19 protein-coding genes are annotated in these 23,291 nt (G+C 71.0%); 14 read left to right on the top strand and 5 right to left on the bottom strand.

Annotated features, from left to right (window positions below; translation table 11 throughout):
* Window position 1: 1 nt before the first annotated feature.
* From ACFC1K_RS10035 to ACFC1K_RS10025, 3 genes are all read right to left on the bottom strand, one after another.
* Window positions 2-484 (bottom strand): hypothetical protein, encoded by a 483-nt coding sequence (locus tag ACFC1K_RS10035; protein ID WP_375871499.1) that lies wholly within the window; start codon window positions 482-484, stop codon window positions 2-4.
* A gap of 57 nt (window positions 485-541) precedes the next feature.
* Window positions 542-1,009 (bottom strand): Hcp family type VI secretion system effector, encoded by a 468-nt coding sequence (locus ACFC1K_RS10030; RefSeq protein WP_375871498.1) that lies wholly within the window; start codon window positions 1,007-1,009, stop codon window positions 542-544.
* A 106-nt stretch (window positions 1,010-1,115) separates the two neighbouring features.
* Window positions 1,116-1,976, bottom strand: a complete 861-nt coding sequence (locus tag ACFC1K_RS10025; protein WP_375871497.1) for an O-acetyl-ADP-ribose deacetylase — start codon at window positions 1,974-1,976, stop codon at window positions 1,116-1,118.
* Window positions 1,977-2,032: 56 nt separating this feature from the next.
* Here ACFC1K_RS10025 and ACFC1K_RS10020 point away from each other — a divergent pair, with 56 nt between their 5' ends.
* The 3 genes from ACFC1K_RS10020 to ACFC1K_RS10010 are packed head-to-tail and all read left to right on the top strand — an operon-like array spanning window position 2,033 to window position 4,774.
* Window positions 2,033-2,710, top strand: a complete 678-nt coding sequence (locus ACFC1K_RS10020; RefSeq protein WP_310288771.1) for a response regulator transcription factor — start codon at window positions 2,033-2,035, stop codon at window positions 2,708-2,710.
* Window positions 2,676-4,004, top strand: coding sequence for a sensor histidine kinase (locus ACFC1K_RS10015; protein WP_375871496.1), 1,329 nt, complete (start codon window positions 2,676-2,678; stop codon window positions 4,002-4,004). Before ACFC1K_RS10020 ends, ACFC1K_RS10015 begins: the two co-directional genes overlap by 35 nt.
* A gap of 56 nt (window positions 4,005-4,060) precedes the next feature.
* Window positions 4,061-4,774: a PepSY domain-containing protein gene (locus ACFC1K_RS10010; RefSeq protein ID WP_375871495.1), complete on the top strand. Its 714-nt coding sequence runs from the start codon at window positions 4,061-4,063 to the stop codon at window positions 4,772-4,774.
* Between the two features lie 105 nt (window positions 4,775-4,879).
* Here ACFC1K_RS10010 and ACFC1K_RS10005 read toward each other — a convergent pair whose 3' ends face one another.
* Window positions 4,880-7,765 carry an AAA family ATPase gene (locus ACFC1K_RS10005; RefSeq protein ID WP_375871494.1) on the bottom strand — a complete coding sequence of 962 codons (2,886 nt, stop codon included), beginning with the start codon at window positions 7,763-7,765 and terminating at the stop codon, window positions 4,880-4,882.
* Window positions 7,766-7,890: 125 nt separating this feature from the next.
* Here ACFC1K_RS10005 and ACFC1K_RS10000 point away from each other — a divergent pair, with 125 nt between their 5' ends.
* The 3 genes from ACFC1K_RS10000 to ACFC1K_RS09990 all read left to right on the top strand — a co-directional run bounded on the left by ACFC1K_RS10000 (window position 7,891) and on the right by ACFC1K_RS09990 (window position 13,692).
* Entirely contained in the window at window positions 7,891-11,769 is a 3,879-nt protein-coding gene (locus ACFC1K_RS10000; RefSeq protein ID WP_375871493.1) for a S8 family serine peptidase, read from the top strand.
* Window positions 11,770-11,862: 93 nt separating this feature from the next.
* Entirely contained in the window at window positions 11,863-12,525 is a 663-nt protein-coding gene (locus ACFC1K_RS09995; protein WP_375871492.1) for a YoaK family protein, read from the top strand.
* 138 nt (window positions 12,526-12,663) lie between these two features.
* On the top strand, window positions 12,664-13,692 hold the full coding sequence (locus tag ACFC1K_RS09990; protein WP_375871491.1) for an NADPH:quinone reductase: 1,029 nt from the start codon (window positions 12,664-12,666) through the stop codon (window positions 13,690-13,692).
* Window positions 13,693-13,823: 131 nt separating this feature from the next.
* On the opposite strand, the gene ACFC1K_RS09985 is transcribed toward ACFC1K_RS09990, so the two are convergent.
* Window positions 13,824-15,314 (bottom strand): DUF222 domain-containing protein, encoded by a 1,491-nt coding sequence (locus ACFC1K_RS09985; protein WP_375871490.1) that lies wholly within the window; start codon window positions 15,312-15,314, stop codon window positions 13,824-13,826.
* Between the two features lie 239 nt (window positions 15,315-15,553).
* Here ACFC1K_RS09985 and ACFC1K_RS09980 point away from each other — a divergent pair, with 239 nt between their 5' ends.
* From ACFC1K_RS09980 to ACFC1K_RS09945, 8 genes are all read left to right on the top strand, one after another.
* The gene (locus ACFC1K_RS09980) at window positions 15,554-15,964 is read left to right on the top strand and encodes a nitroreductase/quinone reductase family protein (protein ID WP_375871489.1); all 411 of its coding nucleotides are present in this window, start codon (window positions 15,554-15,556) and stop codon (window positions 15,962-15,964) included.
* Window positions 15,965-16,079: 115 nt separating this feature from the next.
* A complete protein-coding gene (locus ACFC1K_RS09975) occupies window positions 16,080-17,471 on the top strand; it encodes an AAA family ATPase (protein WP_375871488.1) in 1,392 nt (463 codons plus the stop codon).
* 90 nt (window positions 17,472-17,561) lie between these two features.
* A complete protein-coding gene (locus ACFC1K_RS09970) occupies window positions 17,562-19,604 on the top strand; it encodes a VWA domain-containing protein (protein ID WP_375871487.1) in 2,043 nt (680 codons plus the stop codon).
* A gap of 266 nt (window positions 19,605-19,870) precedes the next feature.
* On the top strand, window positions 19,871-20,443 hold the full coding sequence (locus ACFC1K_RS09965) for an alternate-type signal peptide domain-containing protein (RefSeq protein WP_375871486.1): 573 nt from the start codon (window positions 19,871-19,873) through the stop codon (window positions 20,441-20,443).
* A 74-nt stretch (window positions 20,444-20,517) separates the two neighbouring features.
* Complete coding sequence (locus tag ACFC1K_RS09960; protein ID WP_375871485.1) at window positions 20,518-21,108, top strand: hypothetical protein; 591 nt, start codon at window positions 20,518-20,520, stop codon at window positions 21,106-21,108.
* Entirely contained in the window at window positions 21,105-22,022 is a 918-nt protein-coding gene (locus tag ACFC1K_RS09955; RefSeq protein ID WP_375871484.1) for a hypothetical protein, read from the top strand. Before ACFC1K_RS09960 ends, ACFC1K_RS09955 begins: the two co-directional genes overlap by 4 nt.
* Window positions 22,019-22,702 (top strand): signal peptidase I, encoded by a 684-nt coding sequence (locus ACFC1K_RS09950; protein ID WP_375871483.1) that lies wholly within the window; start codon window positions 22,019-22,021, stop codon window positions 22,700-22,702. Before ACFC1K_RS09955 ends, ACFC1K_RS09950 begins: the two co-directional genes overlap by 4 nt.
* Window positions 22,703-23,092: 390 nt before the next feature.
* Window positions 23,093-23,257 (top strand): hypothetical protein, encoded by a 165-nt coding sequence (locus ACFC1K_RS09945; RefSeq protein WP_375871482.1) that lies wholly within the window; start codon window positions 23,093-23,095, stop codon window positions 23,255-23,257.
* Window positions 23,258-23,291: the final 34 nt, after the last annotated feature.

Below are 23,291 nucleotides of genomic sequence, written 5' to 3'. Positions count from 1 at the left end.
CCTACATCTCCCTGCTCGACGCCTCCGCGAGGCTCTCGGCCATCTTGGCGAACGACGCCTGCGCGTGGCCGCCGGCCAGCCGCGACGCGAGCGACGCGAACGCCACGGCGCCCGTGATCTGCGCCGCCGCGACATCCCACGGCTCGGGTTGCGGGCCTTCGCCGCGCGGACCCGGCAGCGGAATCGGCAGCCGCCGCGGCCAGCCGGTGCCGCACCAGTCGTCCAGCACCTCGGTCACCCAGCCGGGCTGGTCCTCACCCCGAAGGTCGGCCTCGAGCACCGCTTCGGCGATGTAGCCCGAGAGCTCCGACGCCGCCAGCATCCACCGGGGCGGCAGTGGCTGCGGGTTGAGCGCCACCGCGTCGAACCTGCTCGCGAGGTGCGCTCGGTGGCTGTGCGGCGGGAAGACGTCGAACATCTCCGGCCTGATGCGCCCCAGCAGCGAGAGCATGCGAACGGTGCTGCTGATCTCGTTCCAACTCATGGGTGACTCCCTTTCGGATCGGTGGATTGCATTCCACGCACCGTCACGCCGGGCCCATCACCTCTGAGCGCGCCCGATCGTGACCGCGACCGGATCGCCGAGCGAGCCGTCCGGCAGCGTCGTCTGGTAGGTCATGGTCACGGTGGCGAACCCGAGGGTGATCTGCACGGCGGGTTCCTCGCCCGCGAGCGCGGTGGTCGCCGAGGTCACGACGGCCTCCTCCAGGCGCACGGTGAAGTAGTCGCCGATCATGCCCACGCGTCGTGCCGACAGCAGCGCTTCCGGCAGACGGATGCTGCGCGCACAGGCATCGAAGAGGCGCGGGGTCGCAGCATCCAACCGCAGCGAAACCGCGATATCGGAGAGCGTCGGCTTGCCGACACGACCTCCGCCTGCGCCACCGCCGGCCGGAGCGGCGTTCGACACCGCCCAGCTCCAGCTGAGGACCTCGATGGCGCCCGGATGCCGGTCGTCGACGACCTCCCCGGGGATCGACGCGATCGTGAGGAACTGCTCATCGGCCATCGCACACGCTCCCCGCCTGTATCCGCGATTCCCCCGTTCGCGCGGTCGCTCGCGCGACCACCTCACAGATACTCCCGGCGGGCGGCACCCGCAAGAGGGTCGGCGGTCAGTCCGCGGAGCGTTCCGTATTGTTCGGCTGCTCCGCCGCTTCGAACCGGTCGATGAGGATCGGGATGCCCGTCTGGTGCCACCACGACGGCAGGACGTTGCCGGCCGACATCCCGTGACCGGGGTCGAACTCCGGCACGTGGATGGGGTCATCGGTGTGTGCGAGGGGAGCGCCGATGATCCCTTCCGCTGCCTGCACGACCATTAGGCGGAGCTCGAACCACGTGGACGGCAGGGGAGTCGCGGCGAACTCCGCGCGAAGAGCGAGCCACAGGTAGGCGTCTCCCCGCATGCCCATCTGCGCGGGCGCTCGGTCGAACAGCTGCCCGACCGAGCCGGGTTCCGTCGGCGGCGGGAACAGGCGGTGCACCTGCGACTGCACCCGCCGATGCGTGTCTTCGCTGAACGAGACCAGCACGACCTCTTCGACGCGGGTCGGGGTCTTCGCGATCGTGGTGATCGCCGCATCGATGGCGTCGTTGAGCGGCCACGCGTACACACCAGCGCTGATGAGGGGGAAGCCGACGCTGCGGGCGCCGATCTCGTCGGCGACCTCCAGCGCTCGCCGATAGCACGACTCGAGGAGCGCGCGGTCGCGCTCTCCGGCGCCGTAGTTGGGGCCGACCGTGTGGATCACCCACGTCGCGGGGAGGTCTCCGGCCGTGGTCCAGCCGGCGTCGCCCGTGCGCAGGCCGTCGGGGAAGCGCGTGATGCAGTCATCGAGGATCACGCGCCCACCTGCGCGGTGGATCGCGCCGTCGACCCCGCCGCCGCCGCGCATCGCGTTGTTCGCCGCGTTCACGATCGCGTCGACGCGCTGCCGGGTGATGTCGCCGTGAACGGCGGTGACCGTGACCATGTGCCCAGTCTCGCGCTTCAGGCGGGATTCAGGCGCAGCGGGCCAGACTGGAGCGGATGCGGATTCTGGTGGTGGATGACGAGGTGCGCCTGGCCGACGGCATCCGTCGGGGGCTCGAGGCCGAGGGTTTCGGCGTGGATGTCGCGCACAACGGCGTGGACGGATTGTGGCGGGCCCGCGAGACGGCGTACGACGCCATCGTGCTCGACCTGATGATGCCGGGCATGAGCGGCTGGAAGGTCTGTGAAGCCCTGCGCGCGGAGGACAACTGGACGCCGGTGCTCATGCTCACGGCGAAGGACGGCGAGTGGGACCAGGTCGAGGCGCTCGAGACCGGGGCCGACGACTACGTCACCAAGCCGTTCTCGTTCGCCGTGCTCGTCGCCCGGCTGCGTGCCCTGATCCGCCGCGGCGGGATCGAGCGGCCGACGGTGCTCGAAGCGGGAGACCTGCGGCTCGACCCGGGAGCGAGAAAGGTATGGCGCGGCGACGCCGAGATCGAACTGACCTCGCGGGAGTTCTCCGTGCTCGAGCACCTCATCCGCCATCGCGGGCAGGTGCTCTCCAAGCGTGACCTCATCGCCGGCGTGTGGAACGACGACTTCGAGGGCGACCCGAACATCGTCGAGGTGTACGTCGGGCACCTGCGGCGCAAGGTCGATCGCCCGTTCGGGCGAGAGGCGATCGAGACCGTCCGCGGTGCGGGCTACCGACTGGCGGCCGACGGTGGGTGAGCCGCGGCGCCGCCGCCGCTCCTTGCGCACGCGCATCACCGGGGCCGCGACGCTCGTCGTCGCCGCTGCGCTCGTGGTCGGCGCCCTGGCCTTCTACGGCATCCTGTCGGTCAGCATCCACGACACCACTCTTCGCGCGGCCGAGACGCGCGCCGAGCAGCTGGCGGCTCGCGTCGACGCCGAAGGCCCTGCGGTGGTGGCCGAGCTCGACGACGACATCGTGCAGGTGGTCGATGACGAAGGGCGTGCCGTCGCTTCATCCGAAGAGGCCGACAGCGGCGACCTGCCGAGCTCCGAGGGAACCGTCACCTACGACGACGAGCCGATGCTCGTCGTGCGGGAAGACCTCGACGACGGCACGCTGCTTCTCGCCGTGCCGGTGGAGGACGACGCGCAGACCCTCGCCACCGTGGCAATGCTGCTGGCGTTCGCCGTGGTCGCCGTCGTCGTACTGGTCGCCGCGACCACGTGGTGGGTCGTCGGGCGTGCGCTGCGGCCGGTGTCGCGCATTCGCGCGGAGGTCGACGACATCACGGCCGACCGCCTCGATCGGCGTGTGGCGGTGCCGCCGTCGGGTGACGAGATCGCCGCGCTCGCGGGGACGATGAATCGCATGCTGGACCGATTGGATGCTGCCGCCACCGTGCAGCGCCGGTTCGTGTCCGACGCATCCCACGAGCTGCGCTCGCCGCTGGCGACGATTCGCCAGCACGCCGAGCTGGCACAGCTGCACCCCGAGGCCACCTCGGTGGGCGACCTCGCCGAGGTGGTCCGCGACGAGGGACTCAGAATGCAGGAGCTCGTCGACGCCCTGCTGCTGCTGACCCGGCTCGACGAGCGGGCGGAGCTGCAGCGGGACGACGTCGATGTGGACGACCTCGCTCTCGCCGAGGCGAAGCGGCTGCGTGCCGGGGGCACGCGCGTGGATGCCTCCGGCGTCCACGCGGCGCGCGTGCGCGGCGATGCCCGCCTGCTGAGTCAGCTCGTCCGCAACCTCGCCGACAACGCGGCACGCCACGCGGGGAGCGCCGTGGCGATCGCGGTCGTCGAGCGGGGTGGACAGGTGCTGCTGACGGTCGACGACGACGGAGCAGGCGTGCCGGCGGGAGAGCGCGAGCGCATCTTCGACCGCTTCGTGCGGCTCGACGAGGGCCGCGCGCGCGACGCCGGGGGCAGTGGTCTGGGTCTGGCGATCGTCCGCGCGATCGCTGAGGCCGAGGGCGGCAGCGTGCGCGTCGAGGACTCGCCGCTCGGTGGGGCACGGTTCGCCGTCGTCCTGCCGGCCGCCCGCTGAACGAGGCTTCAGCCGGCTTCAGGTCTGCTTCAGCGACCGCTCGGCACCATCGGAGCATGGATGACACGAACAGCAGCCCCGAGACCTTTTCCGCTCAGCCCGCAGATCGCACCGAGGTCGTCATGGCTCCTCCGGCCGACGCACCCGCTCCGAAGCGCAGCCGCACGCGCGGCTGGTTGATCGGCGGCGGTGCGGTGCTCGCCGCGGCACTCCTCGCCGGTGGCGGCATCGCCCTCGGTGCGGAGATCGCCGACGCGGCCGACGAGGACGACACGACGTCCTCGGTGTCCGACGACCGCAGCGACGATGACTCGACCGACGGCGCGAGCGCGAGCGGCGACGCGTCGAACCTGGGCACCGACTCCGCCGACGACCTGGTCGCGATGATCGACGCCGCGTCCGCCGCCGGCGAGGGCGAGCCCACGTCGATCGATCTGAAGCGCGACGGCAGCGCCGAGGTGACGCTCGAGGCAGCTGATGGTGCCGAGACCGAGGTGCGCGTCGACTCCGGCGGCGAGGCATCCGTTGTCTCCACGGAGTCCGCGGACGACGACGGCGCCCCCCAGAACGTGCTCGACGCCGACACGATCGCCGAGATCGTCGACGCCGCGCTCGCCGAGGCCGACGGCCGCATCGTCGAGATCGAGGCCGACGACGACAGCACGTCGCCGTGGAACGTCACGGTCCTGACGGACGCCGGCGAGTTCGTCGAGCTCGACCTCGACGCCCAGTTCGCCGTTGTGGCCACGGGAACCGAAACCGACGACTGAGCGTGGGTTCGAGGACGGCGGTCGGCCCGAGAGGGCGGCCGCCGTTCGGCGTCCTGTCGGGTGCTCGCTCGCGATGGGATGCCGCGGGGCGTGCGCCGGCGGCGCTCAGTCGCTCGTCAAGGCCTCGAGTGCGCCCGCGTCGAGCTCGTCGCGAGAGGTCAGGCCGAGTTTCCGGAGTGCGTTCGACATGTGGGTCTCGACGGTGCGAGGAGAGAGATACAGCTCCGCGGCGATCGCGCGGTTCGTGCGCCCCGCCGCTGCTCGCTGCACGACCTCCTGTTCGCGCCGCGAGAGGTCGTTTCCGTGCGTCGGGCGCCCGCCGCGCCACGGATACGGCACGGGAACGCCGTGCCGCCGCATGGTTCGGGTCACGCGGGCGATGTCCTGCCGTGCAGACAGACGGCCGTACGCGGTGAGGGCCTCCGTGAGCAGACTGGGGCCGTCGGCCGCAGCCCGTTCGCAGCGCCAGTCTCCGAGCCGTTCTGTCGATCGAGCCGCCACGTAAACGAGCCCCGCCTCGTGCGCGGCCGCCCGGGCGTGCGACAGCCGCTCCTCAGCAGTGGAGGTGTCGCCGTCGTGGTGCGCGATCAGGGCCTCGCACGTCGTCACGGCCACGGCGATCGCGGGCGCCTGCGCGTCGCGGATGCGCTCGCCGACAGCCGTGACCCGCCCGCGGATGTCGTCCATCGTGCCGAGGTCCGACGCGGCCTCGACCTGGCAGACCAAGGCGTCGGCTGCCCACGCCCACATGCCCTTGCGCCGGATCTGCTCGAGGGCGGCGGATGCCTCGTCAAAGGCCGCCTGCGGATCGCCCAGCGTGAGCCGCAGGCGCGCGAGCGCCGCGCGTGCGGGCACCAGCGGCCACACCGCACCGACCCTCTCGCAGTCGCGGATGAGGTCCGTGAGACCTTCGACCGCTTCCGCGGCGTTCCCGCGAGAGCCCTGAACGAGGTGGTGCAGGTAGCGCGCCTCGAAAGAGGCGGCACCGAATCCGAACGCGCGCGAGGCCAGGGCGTCGGCCCGCTCGGCGAGCCCGTCCCATCGCCCCGCGGCGTGGTCGACCATCGCCCCGACCAGCTCGAAGACCTCCAGCAGGCGCGGCGAGAGCGATCGCTCGGCGATCGACCGCCCCTCGGCCAGCAACTCGTCAGCGCGGCGCACGTTGCCGATGTGGAGGGCGCCCTGCGCCCAGTTGAGCGCGGCTCGAGCATGTTCTCGTGGCTGCGTGAGCACCACGGGGTCGCGTCGTGCGGCGTCGATCAACCCCCACGCGGCCGGAGCGCCCTGTTCGAGAAGAAGCGAGGCGCGCGCGATGCGCACCCCGAGTTCGACGTCCACCGATCCGGCGCGCTGAGCCGCCGCCACGGCCTGCGCGCACCGCGCCAGATGCGCCTCGAGCGACACATCGACGACGGTCTCGGGAGCTGCCAGCACCGCCAGCGCACGCGCCTGGAGGTCGGGACGCTCGTCGAGCTCATCGACCGCGCGCTCGATCTCGCCGTATCCGTCGCGGGCGAACCCCTGCTGACGGTAGAGCCGGCCCAGGGCGAACCGGAGCTCGCCGCGGGCTGCCGGCGTCAGCTGCTCGCTCTCCAAGAGGCGGGTGAGGATCGGGGCCGACTCGGCATGCGCCAGTCCGTCGACGGCGGCACGACCCAGCTTCGTCGCGATCCGCACGCGATCGTCGATCGAGAGGTCGGTCATGTCGGCGGTCGCCTCGCGGAGGAACTCGGCCGCCGCCGCCTCGTTCCCGTGGCGCACGGCTTCATCGGCCGCGGCCTCCGCCCAGCGGACGAAGTCCTTCACGAGACCGGCGCGCTGGTAGTGGTGGGCGATGCGCGCCGAGAGGATCGGGTCGTGCCGCTCCTCGAGCACGCGGGCGATCCGGGCGTGCCACCACTGACGAGTGGGCAGAGGTGTGGCGTCGTAGACGATCTGCTGCGCGAGCACGTGCCGGAAGCGGCTGCGGCCGTCCTGCTCGTGCAGCAGGCCTGCGGCATGGGCTGCCGTGAGAGCGGTCGCCACCTGCCGGGCGTCGTGCTCGGTGAGCTCTGCGGTGAGGCCGGGGTCGACGGTGGGCCCGACCACGGCGGCAGCCTCGATGACCTCACGGGCGGTCGCGTCCAGCGTCATCAGCCGCTGGATGACGACATCACGCAGCGCCGTCGACACCGACAGCGCCGCGAGGGCGTCCGTGTGGGTCGGGATGTCCGCGGCGGGAAGCTGGGCCAGCAGGGTGCGGAGGACCTCCTCGACGACGAAGGGGACGCCGCCCGTGACCTCGTGCAGCGCCGCGGCGACCGGATCAGGGACGTCCACCCCGAGCAGGTGCCGGGTGAGTTCGCCGACCTGCGCGACGTCCAGCGGGGCGAGCCGGGCCGTGCGGGTCCGGCCCTCCGGGGCGCGGGCGAACGACTCTCCGACGGGCGTCGCGCCGAGGTCCGTGCGACTGGTCACGACGATCGTCACCTCGGCCGGCTGGTGCGCGATGAGGTAGGTGAGGAAGTCGAAGGTGACGGCGTCGGCCCAGTGCACGTCTTCGAGCACCAGCACCGCGGGGGAGAGATGCTCGATCAGCTCGGTCGCCGCGCGGAAGATCTGGTGTCGCGCGTCGCGCTGATCCGCCGGGCGTTCGGGTGGCGCGGGGAGGCGGTCGGCGATCTCCGGCACGAGCGGAGCCAGATTCCCCACGACGGGGCTGAGGTCGCGGACGTCGATGCGATCGCGCTGTTGCCGGAAGGCGTCCAGTACTGGTCCGAGCGGGAACGGATCGTGGAGCGGCTGACACTGACCCATCAGCACCGCCGCCCCGGGCGGGGCCGCGGCGAGGAGTTCGCGCACCAGGCGGCTCTTGCCGATCCCGGCTTCGCCCTGGACGACGATGAGCGCCGGGGGTGACGTGATCGCGCGAGCCAGCGCGTCGAACTCGGCGCGACGACCGACGAGGACAGGCGACACCCCGCCGGGAGGTGGAGCGGGGGGCTGAGGCATGACTGCCATTCGTCTCGTGGGGCGCGAGCAAAAGTCAGTGTAGGTCACGGATGCAGGCCCCGTTCACCCGTCCGTAACCTCCAACGCAAGGTGTGAAACGAATCATCCGTGTGCGAGGAGAGACAGTGCCCAGACATCTCAGACAACGACCGCGGAGGCACGCCTCCACGCGGCTGACCATCGCGGCGGCCGCCGCGCTCGCCCTCGTGGTGACAGCCGCGCCGGCCGCACCGACCGCGGCGCTCGCCGTGGACCCGGCGCCGGTTGTGGTGGAGGACCTCGGCGACCGGACCGGCGGCGTGAAGGTCACGACCCCCGAAGACGCGCAGGCGCTGGTGAGCGAAGCCGGGCAGCCGCAGACGTACATCGTGCAGATGGCGCCCGCGCCCGTGGTCGCGTACGGGGGCGGTGAGAAGGGGTTGAAGTCCACGAAGCCCCGCGGCGGCGCGAAGGTCGACCCGGCCGATCCCGCGGTCGAGGCATACAGCACGCACCTCAAGGGGCAGCAGCGAGCGGCTCTGGCGAAGGTGAACGGCGGCAAGCCCTCGTACAGCTACGTGTACAGCTTCAACGGCTTCGCGGCCGAGCTCACCCCTGCGCAGGCTGCCGAGCTGGAGGCCCAGCCGGACGTCATCTCGGTGCACCCCGACGAAGCGGTCGAGACCGACACGTCGTCCACGGAAGGGTTCCTCGGACTCGACGACCCGGACGGCCTGTGGGCACAGCTCGGCGGTCCGGCCGGCGGCAAGAAGACGCCCGGAGCCGGCGAGGACATCGTGATCGGCGTCATCGACAGCGGAATCTGGCCCGAGGTCGCGAGCTTCTCGGATCGCAGCGACAAGAAGCTCGTGTACCAGGGCAAGCCCCAGGGGTTCCGCGGCACGTGCGCGTCGGCCGAGAAGGTGGGCGACGACTCGTGGGACGCCAACCTCTGCAACAACAAGCTCGTCACAGCCCAGTACTTCAACGCCGCGTGGGGAGGCAACGAGGGCGTCACGCAGCAGCTCCCGTGGGAGTTCCTGTCGCCGCGTGACTACAACGGTCACGGCACCCACACCGCCTCGACCGCCGGCGGCAACTACGGCGTCGACGTGACGGGCCCGGCCGCGCCGTTCGGTGAGATCTCGGGCATCGCGCCGCGGGCGCGCATCGCCGCGTACAAGGCGCTGTGGTCCGTCGAGGACGGCTCCACCGCGACCGGCTACACGTCCGACATGGTCGCCGCGATCGACAAGGCCGTCGCCGACGGCGTCGACGTCATCAACTACTCTGTCTCGGGTTCCAGCACCGACTTCCTCGAGCCCACCGAAGCGGCGTTCCTCAACGCCGCCGCAGCGGGCATCTTCGTCGCGGCATCCGCCGGCAACTCCGGCCCTGATGCCGCGACCGTCGCCCACCCCGGTCCGTGGCTGACCACCGTCGCGGCCGGCACCCATGACCGCACGACGACGGGCGCCGTGGTGCTCGGCAACGGCGCGCGCTACGAGGGCGTCTCGCTCAGCAGCGCTGCGGTCGGCCCCGCACCGATCATCACGGGCGCCGCCGCGCGGCTCTCGGGTGTCTCGATCGGCGCCGGTGCCCGCTGCTATCCCGCGAGCGACAACAACGGCAAGCCGGCGCTCGATCCCGCCAAGGTGGCCGGCAAGATCGTGCTCTGCGAGCGCGGCGGCGACATCGCACGCGTCAACTCGTCGCGCGCGGTCGCCGAGGCGGGCGGGGTCGGCATGATCTTCGTGAACGCCTTCGGCAACTCGCTCAACGCCGACTTCCACTCGGTGCCCACGGTGCATCTGCAAGACACCGAGTGGAGCGCGATCAGCGCGTACGCGGCGACGGCGGGAGCCACCGCGACCATCGAGAAGGCGGTCATCGCGAACGGCGGCACGGCGCCCTTCACCGCGGAGTTCTCCTCGCGCGGCCCGCTCGTCGCCGGCAACGGCGATGTGCTGAAGCCCGACGTGATCGCTCCGGGACAGGACATCCTCGCCGCGGTCGCCCCTCCCGGCCAGGGCGGGATGGACTTCAACCTGATGAGCGGCACGTCGATGTCGGCGCCTCACGTCGCCGGTCTCGCCGCCCTGCTGCAGGACCTCCACCCGGACTGGTCGCCGATGGCGATCAAGTCGGCGCTGATGACCACGGGATCGGACGTGCTGGACGGCCAGGCGAACACCGACCCGAACCTCATCTTCAAGCAGGGTGCGGGGCATGTGCAGCCCACGAGCGCGGCCGACCCGGGCCTGGTCTACGAGAGCGGCGTGGACGACTGGACCGCGTTCCTCTGCGGCTCGACGCGCAGTGTGGCCGATGCCGCCTGCGACGACCTCGAGGCGGGAGGGCGCTCGCTGGACCCCAGCGACCTGAACACCCCGTCGATCGGCATCGGCCTGCTCGACGGCACGCAGACCGTCACCCGCACGGTCAAGAACGTCGACGACGAGGCCGCGACGTACACCGCGACGGTCAGCGGGCTCGCCGGAGTCGGTGTCACGGTCGAGCCGAGCACGCTCACGGTGGCATCGGGCGCGACCGCGTCGTACACGGTGACGTTCGCCGTCGGCGAGGAGACGCCGCTGTTCGACTACCTCGCCGGCCAGCTCTCGTGGACCGACGGCACGCACACGGTGCGGTCGCCGATCGTGCTCCGGGCGAAGCAGCCGGGTGACGAGGACTGGGCGGCCCGGTACGACGGAGCGGGCGGGCAGTTCGGCAGCTCGTCGGATGTCGGCACCGAGCTCCTGCTCCACCCCGATGGTGAGCGCGTCTACATGAGCGGCTTCAGCCGGCCGCCGTCGGCGGGTGGGCTCGTGAGCGACTTCCTCACCGCGGCGTACGACCCCGAGACCGGCGACGTGATCTGGGAGGAGCAGTGGGATGCCTCTGACGGCGGTTCTGACGAGCCCGCGGGCTTCGGAATGAGCCCCGACGGAGAGACGCTGTACGTCGGCGGCACCAGCGGTGGCGACTACCTCACGGTCGCCTACGACGGAGCCACCGGTGAGCGGCGCTGGACCGCGCGACTGGACGGTCCGGCTCAGGCCGGGGACTCGCTGAACGACCTCGTCGTCAGCCCGGACGGATCGACCGTCTACGTCACCGGCTACCAGACCACGGGTGAAGCGCAGCTCGACTACGCCACCGTCGCGTACGACGCGGCGACCGGCGCCGAGCGCTGGGTGTCGCGGTACGACGACCCGGTGAACGGGACCGACGACGCGCGCAGCATCGCGGTGAGCGAGGACGGCGCGACCGTCGTCATCACCGGTCAGAGTGCCGGCGACGGCACCGGCCTCACCGATTGGGGCACGGTCGCGTACGACGCGACGACCGGCGTGCAGAAGTGGGATGTGCTGCGCAACGGTTCGGACGGGCACGTCGACATCGCGGACAACATCGCGATCGTCGGTGACTCCGTGATCGTGGCCGGCGTCGTGAGCAACACCGACCGCCAAGTCGACTGGGAGACGGTGGCCTACGACCTCGCGACCGGCGAGGAGCGCTGGGCGACCGGCTACGGCGAGGCGGGCACGGACGTGCCGCAGGCGCTCGCGGTCAGTCCGGACGGCGGCACCGCCGTGGTCGTCGGCAACGTCGAAGGCGGTGCTGACATGGACTACGCGTCCGTCGCCTACAACGTGGCCGACGGTGAGCAGCTCTGGGTGAACCGCTACGACGGCACCGCTCACGGGCTGGACGTCGCCTACGACGTGGCGCTGACCGCCGACGGCACCCACGCCGTCGTCACCGGTGAGTCTCGCGACGCCGAGTCGGCCTGGGACTACGTCACGATCGCCTACGACCTCGTCACGGGCGAGCAGGTCTGGTCCGCGAACTACGACGCGACCGGCGCGAGCGACGGGGCGAACGGCGTGGCGGTCGACCAGCGAGCCGACGGCACACGGCGGGTGTTCGTCACGGGAGCGAGCACCACCGCGTTCGACGCGGTCGGACTCGACAGCAACATCGACGCCGCGACGGTGGCGTACTTCGACCCGTTCGACTGATCGACCGGCCGCCGCGGCCGCCGGGCGAGGACTCCGTTCTCGTCCGGCGGCCGTCGGCGTTCTCGGGAGTTCGCGGTCGATACGCTCGCTGTCATGGTGAGAGGCCTGAGCAGAAGGGGGCTCGCGGCGGCTGTGGTGCTCGCGGGCCTCGCCGGATACGTCGACGGCTTCGCGTTCGTCTTCCTCGGCGGCTACTTCGTCTCGTTCATGACCGGCAACACCACCCGCGCGAGCGTCGACCTGTCGCAGCTCTCGCTCGTGAGCGCGGCGTTCGCCCTCACGCTGATCGTCGCGTTCGTGGCGGGCGTGATGGCGGGGACGCTCGTTCCCGGCGATCGCGCCCGCGGGCAGCTCCGGGTGCTGCTCCTGATCCTCGGCCTCGTGTGCGCCGCTGCGATCCTCGCCGGATTCGAATGGCGATGGGCGACGGGATGCTGCCTCGCCTTCGCAATGGGAGTGCTCAACACCGTCTTCGCACGAGGTGGCCAGGTCGCGTTCGGAGTCACCTACATGACGGGTGCCCTGGTGAAGGTCGGGCAGGGTCTGGTCGGCGCGATGCGCGGCGAGGCCGGCACGGGGTGGCCGCGCCATCTGCTGCTGTGGACGTCGATCGCCTCCGGCGCCGTGCTCGGCGCCGCGGCGTTCGCTTGGATCGGGCATGGAGCGCTCTGGCTCATCGCGGGCGCGCTGGCCGTCCTTCTCGTGATCCGTTGGATGGCACGCGAGCGCAGCACGCGCGGAGGAGCGGCGGGCTGACCCCGCCCTCCGGAGGAACTCGGCCGACGCGATGCGTCGTGTGTTCGGCACGGAGCGAGCGCCACCGGATCGACGAGGTCGGCCTCCACGCAACGCGCATCGGAAATGCCGACGGCGGCGGACGCGTTGGCCTGTCGCATGCGATCGATCGTCTACTCCCGCACCGGAAGCTCGTCCGTCCTCTCGCTCGCAGAGCGCGAGCCCCTGAATCCAGGGCCCGGAGAAGTGCGCGTGAAGGTGGCCGTCTCGGGCGTGAATCCGACGGATTGGAAGGCGCGGGCCGGGAGCGGAGCGAAGCCGGCCTTCGACGAGGTCGTGCCGAACCAGGATGGTGCGGGCGTCGTCGACGCCGTCGGCGACGGTGTGACGGAGCTCGTGGTCGGCGACCGCGTGTGGCTGTATCTCGCCCAGCACCAGCGCCCCACCGGCACCGCTCAGGAATACACCGTGGTCCCCGCCGAGCGGGCGGTGAAGCTGCCGGATGGCGTCGGCTTCGACGTGGCAGCGAGCCTCGGTGTGCCCGCGATGACGGCACACCGGGCGCTCACGGTGCACGAGTTCGGACCTGCGCGGCTGTCGCCCGGTTCGCTCGACGGACGTGTCGTGCTCGTGGCCGGCGGAGCGGGTGCCGTCGGACACGCGGCGATCCAGCTCGCGGTCTGGGCTGGTGCGACCGTGATCGCGACGATCTCGAGTGATGAGAAGGCGTCGCTCGCGCGTGCCGCTGGGGCGCACCACATCGTGAACTACCGCGACGAGGATGCCGCCGACCTGATCGCCGCGATTGCGCCCGGCGGCGTCGACCACATCGTCGAGGTGTCGATCGCGCAGAACGCCGGTCTCGATGGTCAGGTGGTCGCGAATCACGGTTCGATCGCGTACTACGCCGACAACGGCGGCGAGGAGGCAACCATCCCGGTGCGGCCGACCTTCGCGAAGAACGTGCGCATCCAGGGGCTGCTGCTGTACACGGTCGGCGCAGCCGCCTTGGAAGCCGCCGCCGAGGACATCACCGCCGCGCTACGCGACGGCGCGCTTCCCGTGGGTGAGGCGGCGGGACTTCCGCTGACGTGGTTCTCGCTCGAGCAGACCGCGGCGGCGCACGATGCCGTCGAGCAGGGTGCCGTAGGCAAGGTGCTCATCGACGTCTCGGGCGAGAATCGCTGAGGACGGATGCCGCTGCCCTGACCGCCTGATGATCAGGGGTCGCGCAGGTCGTCGGGGAGCAACCCCGACGCCCGCCGATGCGGGCATCTCCGGACCCCGCGGCCCGATGTTCGATGCGTCGCTCCCCGCCGCTACCCGGCGGGGAGCAGCCTTCGCGGCGCTGGTCGCAGGTCGCCGAAGTCGTATCGGCGAGCCACCCGCGTCGGCAGCGCGGTGGGTGGAAGTCCGGGGCGGTGGAGGATGAAGTCCTCCTTCCCCTTTCTCGTGATCCGCCAGCCGTGGTGGTGCAGGTTCATGTGGTGGAACGGGCACAGCAGGATGCCGCGGTCGATATCGGTGCGGCCGCCTTTCGCAAACGGGTCGATGTGATGCGCCTCGCAATACGATGCGGGTCGGTCGCACGCGGGGATGCGGCATCCGCCATCCCTGATCGCGAGCGCGATGCGCTGCTGGGGTGTGAAGAGCCGCGCCTCTCGTCCGAGATCGAGCGGATTGCCCGCCGGATCGATGGTGACGGTCATGGTGGCGGTGTCGCAAGCTCGGGTGCCGATGATCCAGCCGGGCAGCGTCGCGCCTGAGTCTTCGACCAGCGCAACCGTCGGTCGTCCTTGCGTGGCGTCTGCGACGGCGGCTTGAGTCGCGACGACGCGGATGCCTGCCTGACGCGTGCCGAACACGGCCGGGGCCTCGGCGAGCGCGCCGGCGCGGATGACGTCCATCATCAGGTCGTAGGCGAGTTGGTCGTTGGTGCGCGGATCGTCCTGCAGCTCCTGGGCCCGGGCGGCTTCGTCGGGATCGACGAAGCGCGGTCCACCGCGGCGCGGACGCAGCGCCGTGCCGATGATCGTGTCGATGCCGACCGCGCCGACGTCGTCGAACGTGAAGCTGCCGCGTCGCACTCCTTCGCGGTCGGTCCAGGTGCGGAATGAGCGAGCGTCGAACCGCTCGTCGAAGCGACGTTCCGCGCCTTCGGGGTCGAGCAGGTCGCGGACCGCCCGAGCGGCCGTCGCAAGTTCTTCGACGGTACGAACCTGCGCCTCATCGATCAGCTGCTCCGCAGCCGTGGCCCACGCGTCTCGCGCGTCGGTCTCGTCGGCATCTGCGTCAGATCCGGTCTGCGGCGCCCCGAGTCCGCGGAAGATCGCGTCGTGCTGCGCAGACGTGAGCGCGCCCGACATGAGCGCCGCGCCGAGCGCCGCGTGCCACGGCCGTGGCGCCGGCGCTGCTGCGACGGGGGCCGTGGCGTCCTCACCGCCACCGGCATCGGGTTCAGCAGGAACGGATGCCGCGGCCAGCGCCTCGCCGATGCGCACCTGCTTCGTCGCGTCGGCGCGGGTGCTGCCGGTGAGGTCTTGGATCAGCGAAACCGCCGAACGGTGCCCGCGCTGCTGAGCGAGCCCGCCGTGCCCGGCATCCCTCGTGGAGCGAGCTGCCACGACCCCGGACGCCGCGATCCGCAGGGACTCCCCGGCGCGGACGAGTGTCGTGGCACTCCGGATCACCGACAGCAGATCGTCGTCATCGAGCCCCTGCGCCGTTGCCGGAATGCCGGCCGCGTCACCGTCTCCGAACGCCGCGCGCAGCGCGTCGAGCGCCGCTTGCATGTCGGAGAAAATATCCATGATTCATTGTGTCGAACACTTCCGACATTCGAACAAAAAGACGCACCCTGCTTTCGTATCGACGCTGGCCTCAGCGCCGTGCGGTGGCGCAACCGGGGGAGGGTTCGGCGGCCGCTGAGCCCCAGGAGATCGCCTCGGCGCCGTGGCGTCTGGGAGCATTGCCCGCACAGTTCGGCCCGCATGACGATGGAAGTCACGGTCGGTTTCCGTTCCGACGGGATCCCCGGTAGAGAACGAGTATGGATGCCGCGATCGAGACCGCCCTCGCCCTGACCGACGACGCGCCCTTCGCGCAGCGCGTGGTCGACATCACCACGCGGGGAGCCCGCTCCCAGCAGCTCCGCCGGATCGAGATCTGGTTCCACAACGTCGACGGCGAGGTGTACATCACCGGCACTCCCGGTGCCCGGTCCTGGTACGCGAATCTGCTGGCTCACCCCGAGTTCACCTTCCACCTGAAGCACGAGGTGCAGGCCGACCTTCCGGCGACGGCGACCGCGATCATCGACCCGCAGGAGCGCACCGAGGTGCTGAGCGCGATCGTGGACGGCATCGACGCGATCTACTCAGGGCACGCCTCGCGGCCGGAGTTCGCACCCGTCGAGGAGTGGATCGATCGCAGCCCCCTGGTGCGGGTGAACTTCAACTGACGCGGGCGCGCGCCGCGGCGCGGCTGGAACGGGGTCGCACGGGGCGCGGACTCGCGTCGCGATGGATTTCCCGCATGCGGCCCCGAGCCCCGCGCACCAGGCGTAGCCTCCCGGCATGACACCTTCGCCTTCCGGAATCACGACGGCCGGCCAGCTGCGCGCATCGGGTCACACCTACCGGCCCGTCCGCATCGAGATGCGCGAGAACCTCCTCGCCGCCCTCGCGAACGGCGACGATCCGTGGCCGGGCATCCACGGCTTCGACACCACCGTCATCCCGCAGCTCGAGCGGGCCATCCTCGCGGGCCACGACATCGTCCTCCTGGGAGAACGCGGTCAGGGCAAGACCCGTCTCCTGCGCAGTCTCAACGGCCTCCTCGACGAGTACAGCCCGGTGATCGAGGGGTCGGAACTCGGCGAGCATCCGTTCCACCCCATCGCCCCGGCATCCATCCGCCGCGCGAGCGAGCTCGGTGACGAACTCCCGGTGAAATGGCGCCACCGCCGCGAGCGGTACGCCGAGAAGCTCGCCACGCCCGACACGTCGGTGGCCGACCTCATCGGCGACGTGGACCCGATCAAGGTCGCCGAGGGGCGCTCGCTCGGCGACCCCGAGACGATCCACTACGGGCTGGTGCCGCGCAGCAACGGGGGCATCGTCGCGATCAACGAGCTGCCCGACCTCGCCGAGCGCATCCAGGTGTCGCTGCTGAACGTCATGGAGGAGCGCGACATCCAGATCCGCGGGTACGTGCTGCGCCTCGACCTCGACGTGCTCGTCGTCGCGACGGCGAACCCCGAGGACTACACCAACCGCGGCCGCATCATCACGCCGCTGCAGGACCGCTTCGGCGCCGAGATCCGCACGCACTACCCCCAGACGATCGACGAGGAGATCGCCGTCATCCGCCAGGAGGCCGACCTCGTCGCCGAGGTGCCGGCGCACCTCCTCGAGATCCTCGCGCGTTTCACGCGCAACCTTCGGGAATCGGATGCTGTGGACCAGCGCTCGGGCGTCTCCGCCAGGTTCGCGATCGCCGGCGCCGAGACGATCGCCGCCGCGGCTCTGCATCGCGCGACCCGCCAGCACGAGGAAGTCGCGGTGGCCCGCCCGGTCGACCTCGAGACCGCCGTCGACGTGCTCGGCGGCAAGATCGAGTTCGAGACGGGCGAGGAGGGCCGCGAGCGGGCGATCCTCGAGCACCTGCTGCGGACTGCGGTGGCCGATACGGCGCGGGCACATCTGCGCGGCCTGGATTCCCGTGCGCTGGCGGACGCCCTGCACACCGGCGCGACGGTGATGACCGGCGAACAGGTGCCCGCGGTCGAAGTGCTGTCGGCGATGCCGGTGCTCGGCGAGTCGGACCTGTACGACCAGGTGGCCTCCCGGCTCGAGGCTGTGACGCCCGGTGAGCGTGCGGGCGCGCTGGAGCTGCTCCTCGAGTCCCTGTACCTCGAGAAGAAGATCGGCAAAGACAGCGCAGGCGGTGAGACCGTCTATGGCTAGGTGCTCGGCGTCGCACCCCCGCTCGTTGAGCGAGCGAAGCGAGACGAAACGCCCCGAACGCGGTCGCGACCCAGAGCCGAGGCATCCGTAATGCCCCGTTCCTTCCACCGCACCCCCGCGCACACCTCCCGCTACGGCCGTTACGCCGGCGGTGACCCGCTCGCGCCTCCCGTCCCCATCCAGTCCGCGCTCGAGGCGATCGGTCGCGAGGTCATGGAAGGAACCTCTGCCGAGCGGGCGATGCGCGAGTACCTCCGCCGCGGCGATCAGAACCGCCTCGGCCTCGACGAGCTCGCCCGCCGCGTTCGCGAGCGCCGAGCCCAGCTCACCCAGCGTCACCGCCTCGACGGCACTCTCGAAGAGGTCCGCCGGCTCCTCGACCACGCCGTGCTCGAAGAGCGCAAGCACCTCGTCCGCGACGTCAATCTCGACGACGACACCAGGGCCTTCTCCGAGATGCGGCTCGAGAATCTCCCCACCAGCACCGCCGCAGCGGTCAACGACCTCGCCGACTACGACTGGCAGAGCCCGACCGCGCGTGCCGACTACGACCGCATCCGCGAGCTGCTCGGCCGCGAGCTGCTGGATCAGCGTTTCGCCGGCATGAAGAACGCACTTGAGAACGCGACGGATGCTGACCGCCAGGCGATCCGCGACATGCTCAACGATCTGAACGACCTGCTCGAGAAGCGCCGTCTCGGCGAAGACACGCAGGAGGACTTCGACGAGTTCATGCAGAAGCACGGGGACCAGTTCCCCGAGAATCCGCAGAACCTCGACGAGCTGCTCGACACGCTCGCCGAGCGCGCCGCTGCGGCGCAGCGGATGCTCAACTCCATGACCCCCGAGCAGCGCGACGAGCTGCTGAGTCTCGCCGAGCAGGCGTTCGGCTCGCCCGATCTCATGCAGTCGCTGTCGCGTCTCGACGACAACCTGCGGTCGCTTCGGCCCGGCGAGGACTGGTCGGGTTCGGCATCCTTCTCCGGCGATCAGCCGACGGGTCTCGGCGAGGCGACCGGCATCATGCAGGATCTCTCCGATCTCGATTCGCTCACCGACCAGCTCGGCCAGATGTACCCGGGCGCGCGCATGGATGACATCGATATCGACGCGCTCGAGCGGCTCATGGGCGAGGACGCCGCCGTCAGTGCGCGCACGCTGCGCGAGCTCGAGCAGGAACTGAGGGATACCGGGATGCTGCAGCGCGCGTCCGACGGACAGCTCAGGCTGACCCCGCGGGCGATGCGGCAGCTGGGTCGGGCGCTGCTGCGCGACATCGCGACGCGGCAGTCCGGTCGCTCGGGTCGCCGCGAGACGCGGAACGTCGGCGCTGCCGGCGACCGCACCGGATCCGCGCGCGAGTGGGCGTTCGGCGACACCGAGCCGTGGGACATCCCGCGCACGGTGTCGAACGCGGTGCTGCGGACCGTGCTCGACGGGGGAGAGATGTCGGCCGGCGTGCGCCTGGACACGCGGGACGTCGAGGTGGTCGAGACCGAGGAGCGCACGCAGGCGGCGGTCGCGCTGCTCGTGGACACGTCGTTCTCGATGGCGATGGACGGCCGCTGGGTGCCGATGAAGCGCACGGCGCTGGCGCTGCATCATCTGATCTCGTCGCGCTTCCGCGGCGACAAGCTGCAGCTGATCGCGTTCGCCCGTCACGCCGAGGTGATCGACATCGAGCAGCTCACCGCGAAGGACGCGGTGTGGGACAAGGGCACGAACCTGCAGCACGCGCTGCTGCTCGCGCAGCGGCATTTCCGCAAGAACCCCGTTGCGCAGCCGGTGCTGCTGATCGTGACCGACGGCGAGCCGACGTCGCACCTGCGCCCGGACGGGAGCGTGTTCTTCGCCTACCCGCCGGACTCGCGCACGGTGGCGGTCACCGTGCGCGAGCTCGACAACGTGCAACGGATGGGCGCACAGACGACGTTCTTCCGGCTGGGGGAGGACCCGGGGCTGGCCCGGTTCATCGACGCGCTGGCGCGGCGCGCGGGCGGGCATGTCGTGGCACCGGAGCTGGACGACCTCGGACGTGCGGTGGTCGACAGCTACCTCGGCGCGCGGCACACGGGGCGCGGGACGCCGGAGGACTTCGGCGACATGCTCCACGGCAGATCGTGGTGGTGGTGACCGCTCGCGGCTAGCATGCCAACCTCCCTCGACCTTCCGGCTCGGGGGAGTCTTGCGCTGATCTTGCGCTTCGTATGAAGGCCGTCCGGCCTCGCAGGTTTCTTGTCGCGATCTTGCGGCAGCGCTCGTGCTCACTCGGTGGGACGTTGCGGTGCGCCGCCAAGACTTGCAACGTGCTCGAGGAGCGGTCGGGAATCCGATCGAATGTCCGCCGGCACCTCTGCCTCCACGAAGAAGAGCGGCGCCGCCCGCGAAAGGACACTCCCATGAAGAAGATCGTCAAGGCCTCCATCGCCACCACCGCCGGTGTCATCCTGCTGCTCGGCGGCGCGGGCACCTTCGCCACCTGGAACTCGTCGGCCACCACGCAGGGCGCATCGATCATGGCGGGCAACCTCGTTGTCGAGGCCTCGCAGGACGCGGGCACCTGGACCGCCAACGGCTCGGCCATCTCCATCGACGACTACCGCGTCGTCCCCGGCGACGTCCTCACCTACACGAAGACCATGAGCGTCGGTGCCGAGGGCGACAGCCTGAGCGCGACGCTCGCCCTGACCGACTCGTCGATCGCTCCCGCCGACGTGACGAAGCCCGCTGACGTGGCTCTCGCGAGCTACCTCACCGACTCGGCCGTCCTCACCGCCTCGGGCGCCGGTATCACCGGCACGGGCCCCACCTTCACCGTGACCCCGGCCGGCGACGTCGTCAGCCAGGACGTCACCGTCACGGTCACCATCGCCTTCCCGTACGGCGACGTCGCCGGCGGCAACAACGCCGCGATGAACGGTGCCGTCACGCTCGACGAGCTCACCGTCAGCCTCACGCAGAACACCAAGTAAGCCCCGGGGGCCCGTCTCTGACCGAGAGGCGGGCCTTCGGTTCCACGTCCGTCCACCACCGAGAAGGAGCCGCCATGAGCCGCCGCACCCGCCGCCACGCCGCCCGGCGCGACGCCCGCCGTGCGGCGGCGCCGCGGCGCCTGCTGCTCGGCGCGCTGGGTGCGGCGGGCGCGATAGTCCTCGGCGTGCTCGCCGGCGGCGGCACGTTCGCCCTCTGGACCGTTGCCGCGCCGGCCGCCTCCGCCGTCACGCTGCAGGCCGGGTCCGCGGGCCTCACCTCGACGCCGCTCCAGCTCTCGGCCACGAACCTCTATCCGGGCCGCACCGTCTACGCCGCGACCACGGTGAGCAACACCGGCACGACGCCGCTCGCTCTCACGATCGACCCGGTCACGAGCACCGCAGCCACCCCCTTCACCACGGCGGTCGCTGTCTCCGTGGGCAAGACCTCCTCGGCCGCGGATTGCACCGCCGGCCGCGTCCCCGCCACGGTCACCACGACCGTCGGCGCCGCCGGCTCCGCCCTGCAGCTCACCCTCGCTCCCGGGGCCTCCCAGCTCGTCTGCATCGGCGTCGGGCTGCCGCAGAACGCGCCGGCCGCCGCGGCCGGGGCCGCAGCATCCACCCTCACGATCACCATCTCGGGAACGCAGGTGCGCCGATGACCCGCCGTCGCCTGCTCGGCCCGATCGCGGCGCTCGTCACCCTCGCGGTGCTCGGCAGCGCCGGCGGCGCGACCGCCGCGTGGATCGCGCGCACGTCGGCGGCAGCATCCGTCTCCTCCACGGCCATCGCCACCACGGCGCAGCTGACGAGCGGCCTCGACGCGAACTACCGTTCCGGCACGACCGCGCCGGCCACCGCGGGCCAGCTCACGATCGCCAACACCGGCGGCGCTCCGCTGTCGTACGCGCTCGCGACGCAGCTCGGCGCCGGCAGCAGCAACGCGCTCGCCGCGAAGATCACGCTCCGCCTGTGGTCGGGCAGCGCGTGCGGCACCACCGCTCCGAGCGGCGCCGTGAGCACGACTCTCGCCGACACCGCCCCTGCCCTGCCGACCGCGGCACGCACCCTCGCGCCGGGCGCATCCGTGGTGGTGTGCGTGTCGACCCAGATCACCGGGCAGATGGATGCCTCGCTCTCGGGGCAGTCCGTCACGGCGGCGTTCCGGGTGACCGGCGCGGTCGGAACGAACTGGACCGCCTCGGCGACCACCGCCGCGTTCACCCAGTCCGTCTCGGGACTCGGCCCGGCCGGCGCTCCGACCTGCACGCAGGCGCCGCCGCACGGGGTGCAGCTGAGCTGGACCGCCCCCGCGAACCGCGCCGCCGGTGCCAGCCTGCTGTACCGCATCGTCGACAAGTCCAACACCGTCGTCAAAGAGGTCTCGAGCAGCGCCGCAACCGTCGCCGTGACTCTGGGCGGAACCGACATCCGCGCAGACGGTGTTCACGAGCTGCGCATCGTCACCATCGAGACGACCGGGTCGACGACCACCTCGTCCGACAGTGCAACTCTCACCGTGCGGCGGACCGCCGTCGGAAACTCCAACGTCAAGTACGAATGCGTGAACCCATGACCATCTCCACCTCCGCGACGTCCACCCTTCCGACGCTCCGCGCTGCCGAGTCGTCTCGCCGAGCCCTCCGCGCCGATGCCCGCCGTCGTGACGAGGGGCAGAGCCTGCTGCACTACCTCGCCGTGTCGGTCAGCGCGTCGATCCTCGTCCTGCTGCTGGGCGTGGCGGTCGCGGTGGTCGGCCTGCCTGTCGTCGTCGGCGGCAGCGCCATGACGGTGCTCACGCAGTCGATGGAGCCCGGCTTGCCGCCCGGGACGCTCGTGGTCATCCGCCCGACGCCGGTGGACGAGATCCGCGTCGGCGACGTCATCACCTACCAGATCAGCTCGGGCGAAGCGGCCGTGGTGAGCCACCGCGTGGTGTCGAAGACGTACGCCGACGGCGAGCTGACCTTCATCACGAAGGGTGACAACAACGACACCGTCGATCCCGCGCCGGTGCGTCCCGTGCAGGTCCGCGGCACCCTCTGGTACAGCCTGCCGCTGCTCGGCTGGGTGAACAGCCTGCTGAACGGCGCGAACCGCACGATCGTCCTCGCGGTCGTCGCCGGCGGTCTCTTCCTCTACGCCGCGGTGTCGGTCGGTGGGGCCGTGCGGGATCGACGGAAGAAGACGGATGCTGCCGCCGCCGTCGCAGAGCAGGCCGAGGCGCCGAGTGTGTCGCGGCGGCGGAGCCGGTAGGCGCGCTCTCGCTGCGGAGCGCGGCGACGGCACCTGTGCGAGCCGCGAGCGTCGGTCGCATCGGCAGTTGATGAGATGGTGCCGCGGGCTCCTCACGGCCGAGGAGCCCGCGCCGTTCGTCAACCGGACGCGCCCTTGCGTGGCTTGATGAACGATCGTGACTCCTGGCTCGCGCGCTTCTCGGCGCGCTTCTCCTTCGCTGATGACTGGGCGACCTTCTTCGTGTCGCGTGCTCGCGGTGATCGACCTGACATGCGGACTCGCTTCCCCTGGTTGGCTGGCGGGTGAACCCACGACCATAGCCGTCTTCCTGGGAAAGTCAACTCGAGCACGTGCGCACAAAAAAAGCGCTGACTTGCCATTTTCTGGAAGCGGGCTATGGTGATGGCCATGACCCCGATGGCCCGCCCTCACCGCACGGAGCGTCTCGCTGACGCCTCCGTGGTGACGGCAGTGGTCGACATCGCGGGCGCCCGTCACGAGGTGCTGCCGCCCCGGCGGAGCGACGCGGATGGTCTGTCCGTGCAGCCCCTCCGTCGCGTCGCGCCCCCGTGATGACCGATCCGAACGATCGGTCCAACCGGACACA

Origin of the sequence: Microbacterium sp. NPDC056057 (assembly GCF_042266945.1) — a bacterium.
Classification (GTDB): Bacteria; Actinomycetota; Actinomycetes; order Actinomycetales; family Microbacteriaceae; genus Microbacterium; species Microbacterium trichothecenolyticum_C.
Note: the sequence above shows the minus strand (reverse complement) of the source record. Positions and strands in the feature narration are given on the sequence as shown.

Bases quoted from the DNA above. Each gene is read 5' to 3' on its own strand.
- ACFC1K_RS10035 (WP_375871499.1), bottom strand. From the start codon at position 484: ATGAGTTGGAACGAGATCAGCAGCACCGTTCGCATGCTCTCGCTGCTG.
- ACFC1K_RS10030 (WP_375871498.1), bottom strand. From the start codon at position 1,009: ATGGCCGATGAGCAGTTCCTCACGATCGCGTCGATCCCCGGGGAGGTC.
- ACFC1K_RS10025 (WP_375871497.1), bottom strand. From the start codon at position 1,976: ATGGTCACGGTCACCGCCGTTCACGGCGACATCACCCGGCAGCGCGTC.
- ACFC1K_RS10020 (WP_310288771.1), top strand. From the start codon at position 2,033: ATGCGGATTCTGGTGGTGGATGACGAGGTGCGCCTGGCCGACGGCATC.
- ACFC1K_RS10010 (WP_375871495.1), top strand. From the start codon at position 4,061: ATGGATGACACGAACAGCAGCCCCGAGACCTTTTCCGCTCAGCCCGCA.
- ACFC1K_RS10005 (WP_375871494.1), bottom strand. From the start codon at position 7,765: ATGCCTCAGCCCCCCGCTCCACCTCCCGGCGGGGTGTCGCCTGTCCTC.
- ACFC1K_RS09995 (WP_375871492.1), top strand. From the start codon at position 11,863: ATGGTGAGAGGCCTGAGCAGAAGGGGGCTCGCGGCGGCTGTGGTGCTC.
- ACFC1K_RS09990 (WP_375871491.1), top strand. From the start codon at position 12,664: ATGCGATCGATCGTCTACTCCCGCACCGGAAGCTCGTCCGTCCTCTCG.
- ACFC1K_RS09985 (WP_375871490.1), bottom strand. From the start codon at position 15,314: ATGGATATTTTCTCCGACATGCAAGCGGCGCTCGACGCGCTGCGCGCG.
- ACFC1K_RS09980 (WP_375871489.1), top strand. From the start codon at position 15,554: ATGGATGCCGCGATCGAGACCGCCCTCGCCCTGACCGACGACGCGCCC.
- ACFC1K_RS09975 (WP_375871488.1), top strand. From the start codon at position 16,080: ATGACACCTTCGCCTTCCGGAATCACGACGGCCGGCCAGCTGCGCGCA.
- ACFC1K_RS09970 (WP_375871487.1), top strand. From the start codon at position 17,562: ATGCCCCGTTCCTTCCACCGCACCCCCGCGCACACCTCCCGCTACGGC.
- ACFC1K_RS09965 (WP_375871486.1), top strand. From the start codon at position 19,871: ATGAAGAAGATCGTCAAGGCCTCCATCGCCACCACCGCCGGTGTCATC.
- ACFC1K_RS09960 (WP_375871485.1), top strand. From the start codon at position 20,518: ATGAGCCGCCGCACCCGCCGCCACGCCGCCCGGCGCGACGCCCGCCGT.
- ACFC1K_RS09955 (WP_375871484.1), top strand. From the start codon at position 21,105: ATGACCCGCCGTCGCCTGCTCGGCCCGATCGCGGCGCTCGTCACCCTC.
- ACFC1K_RS09950 (WP_375871483.1), top strand. From the start codon at position 22,019: ATGACCATCTCCACCTCCGCGACGTCCACCCTTCCGACGCTCCGCGCT.
- ACFC1K_RS09945 (WP_375871482.1), top strand. From the start codon at position 23,093: ATGACCCCGATGGCCCGCCCTCACCGCACGGAGCGTCTCGCTGACGCC.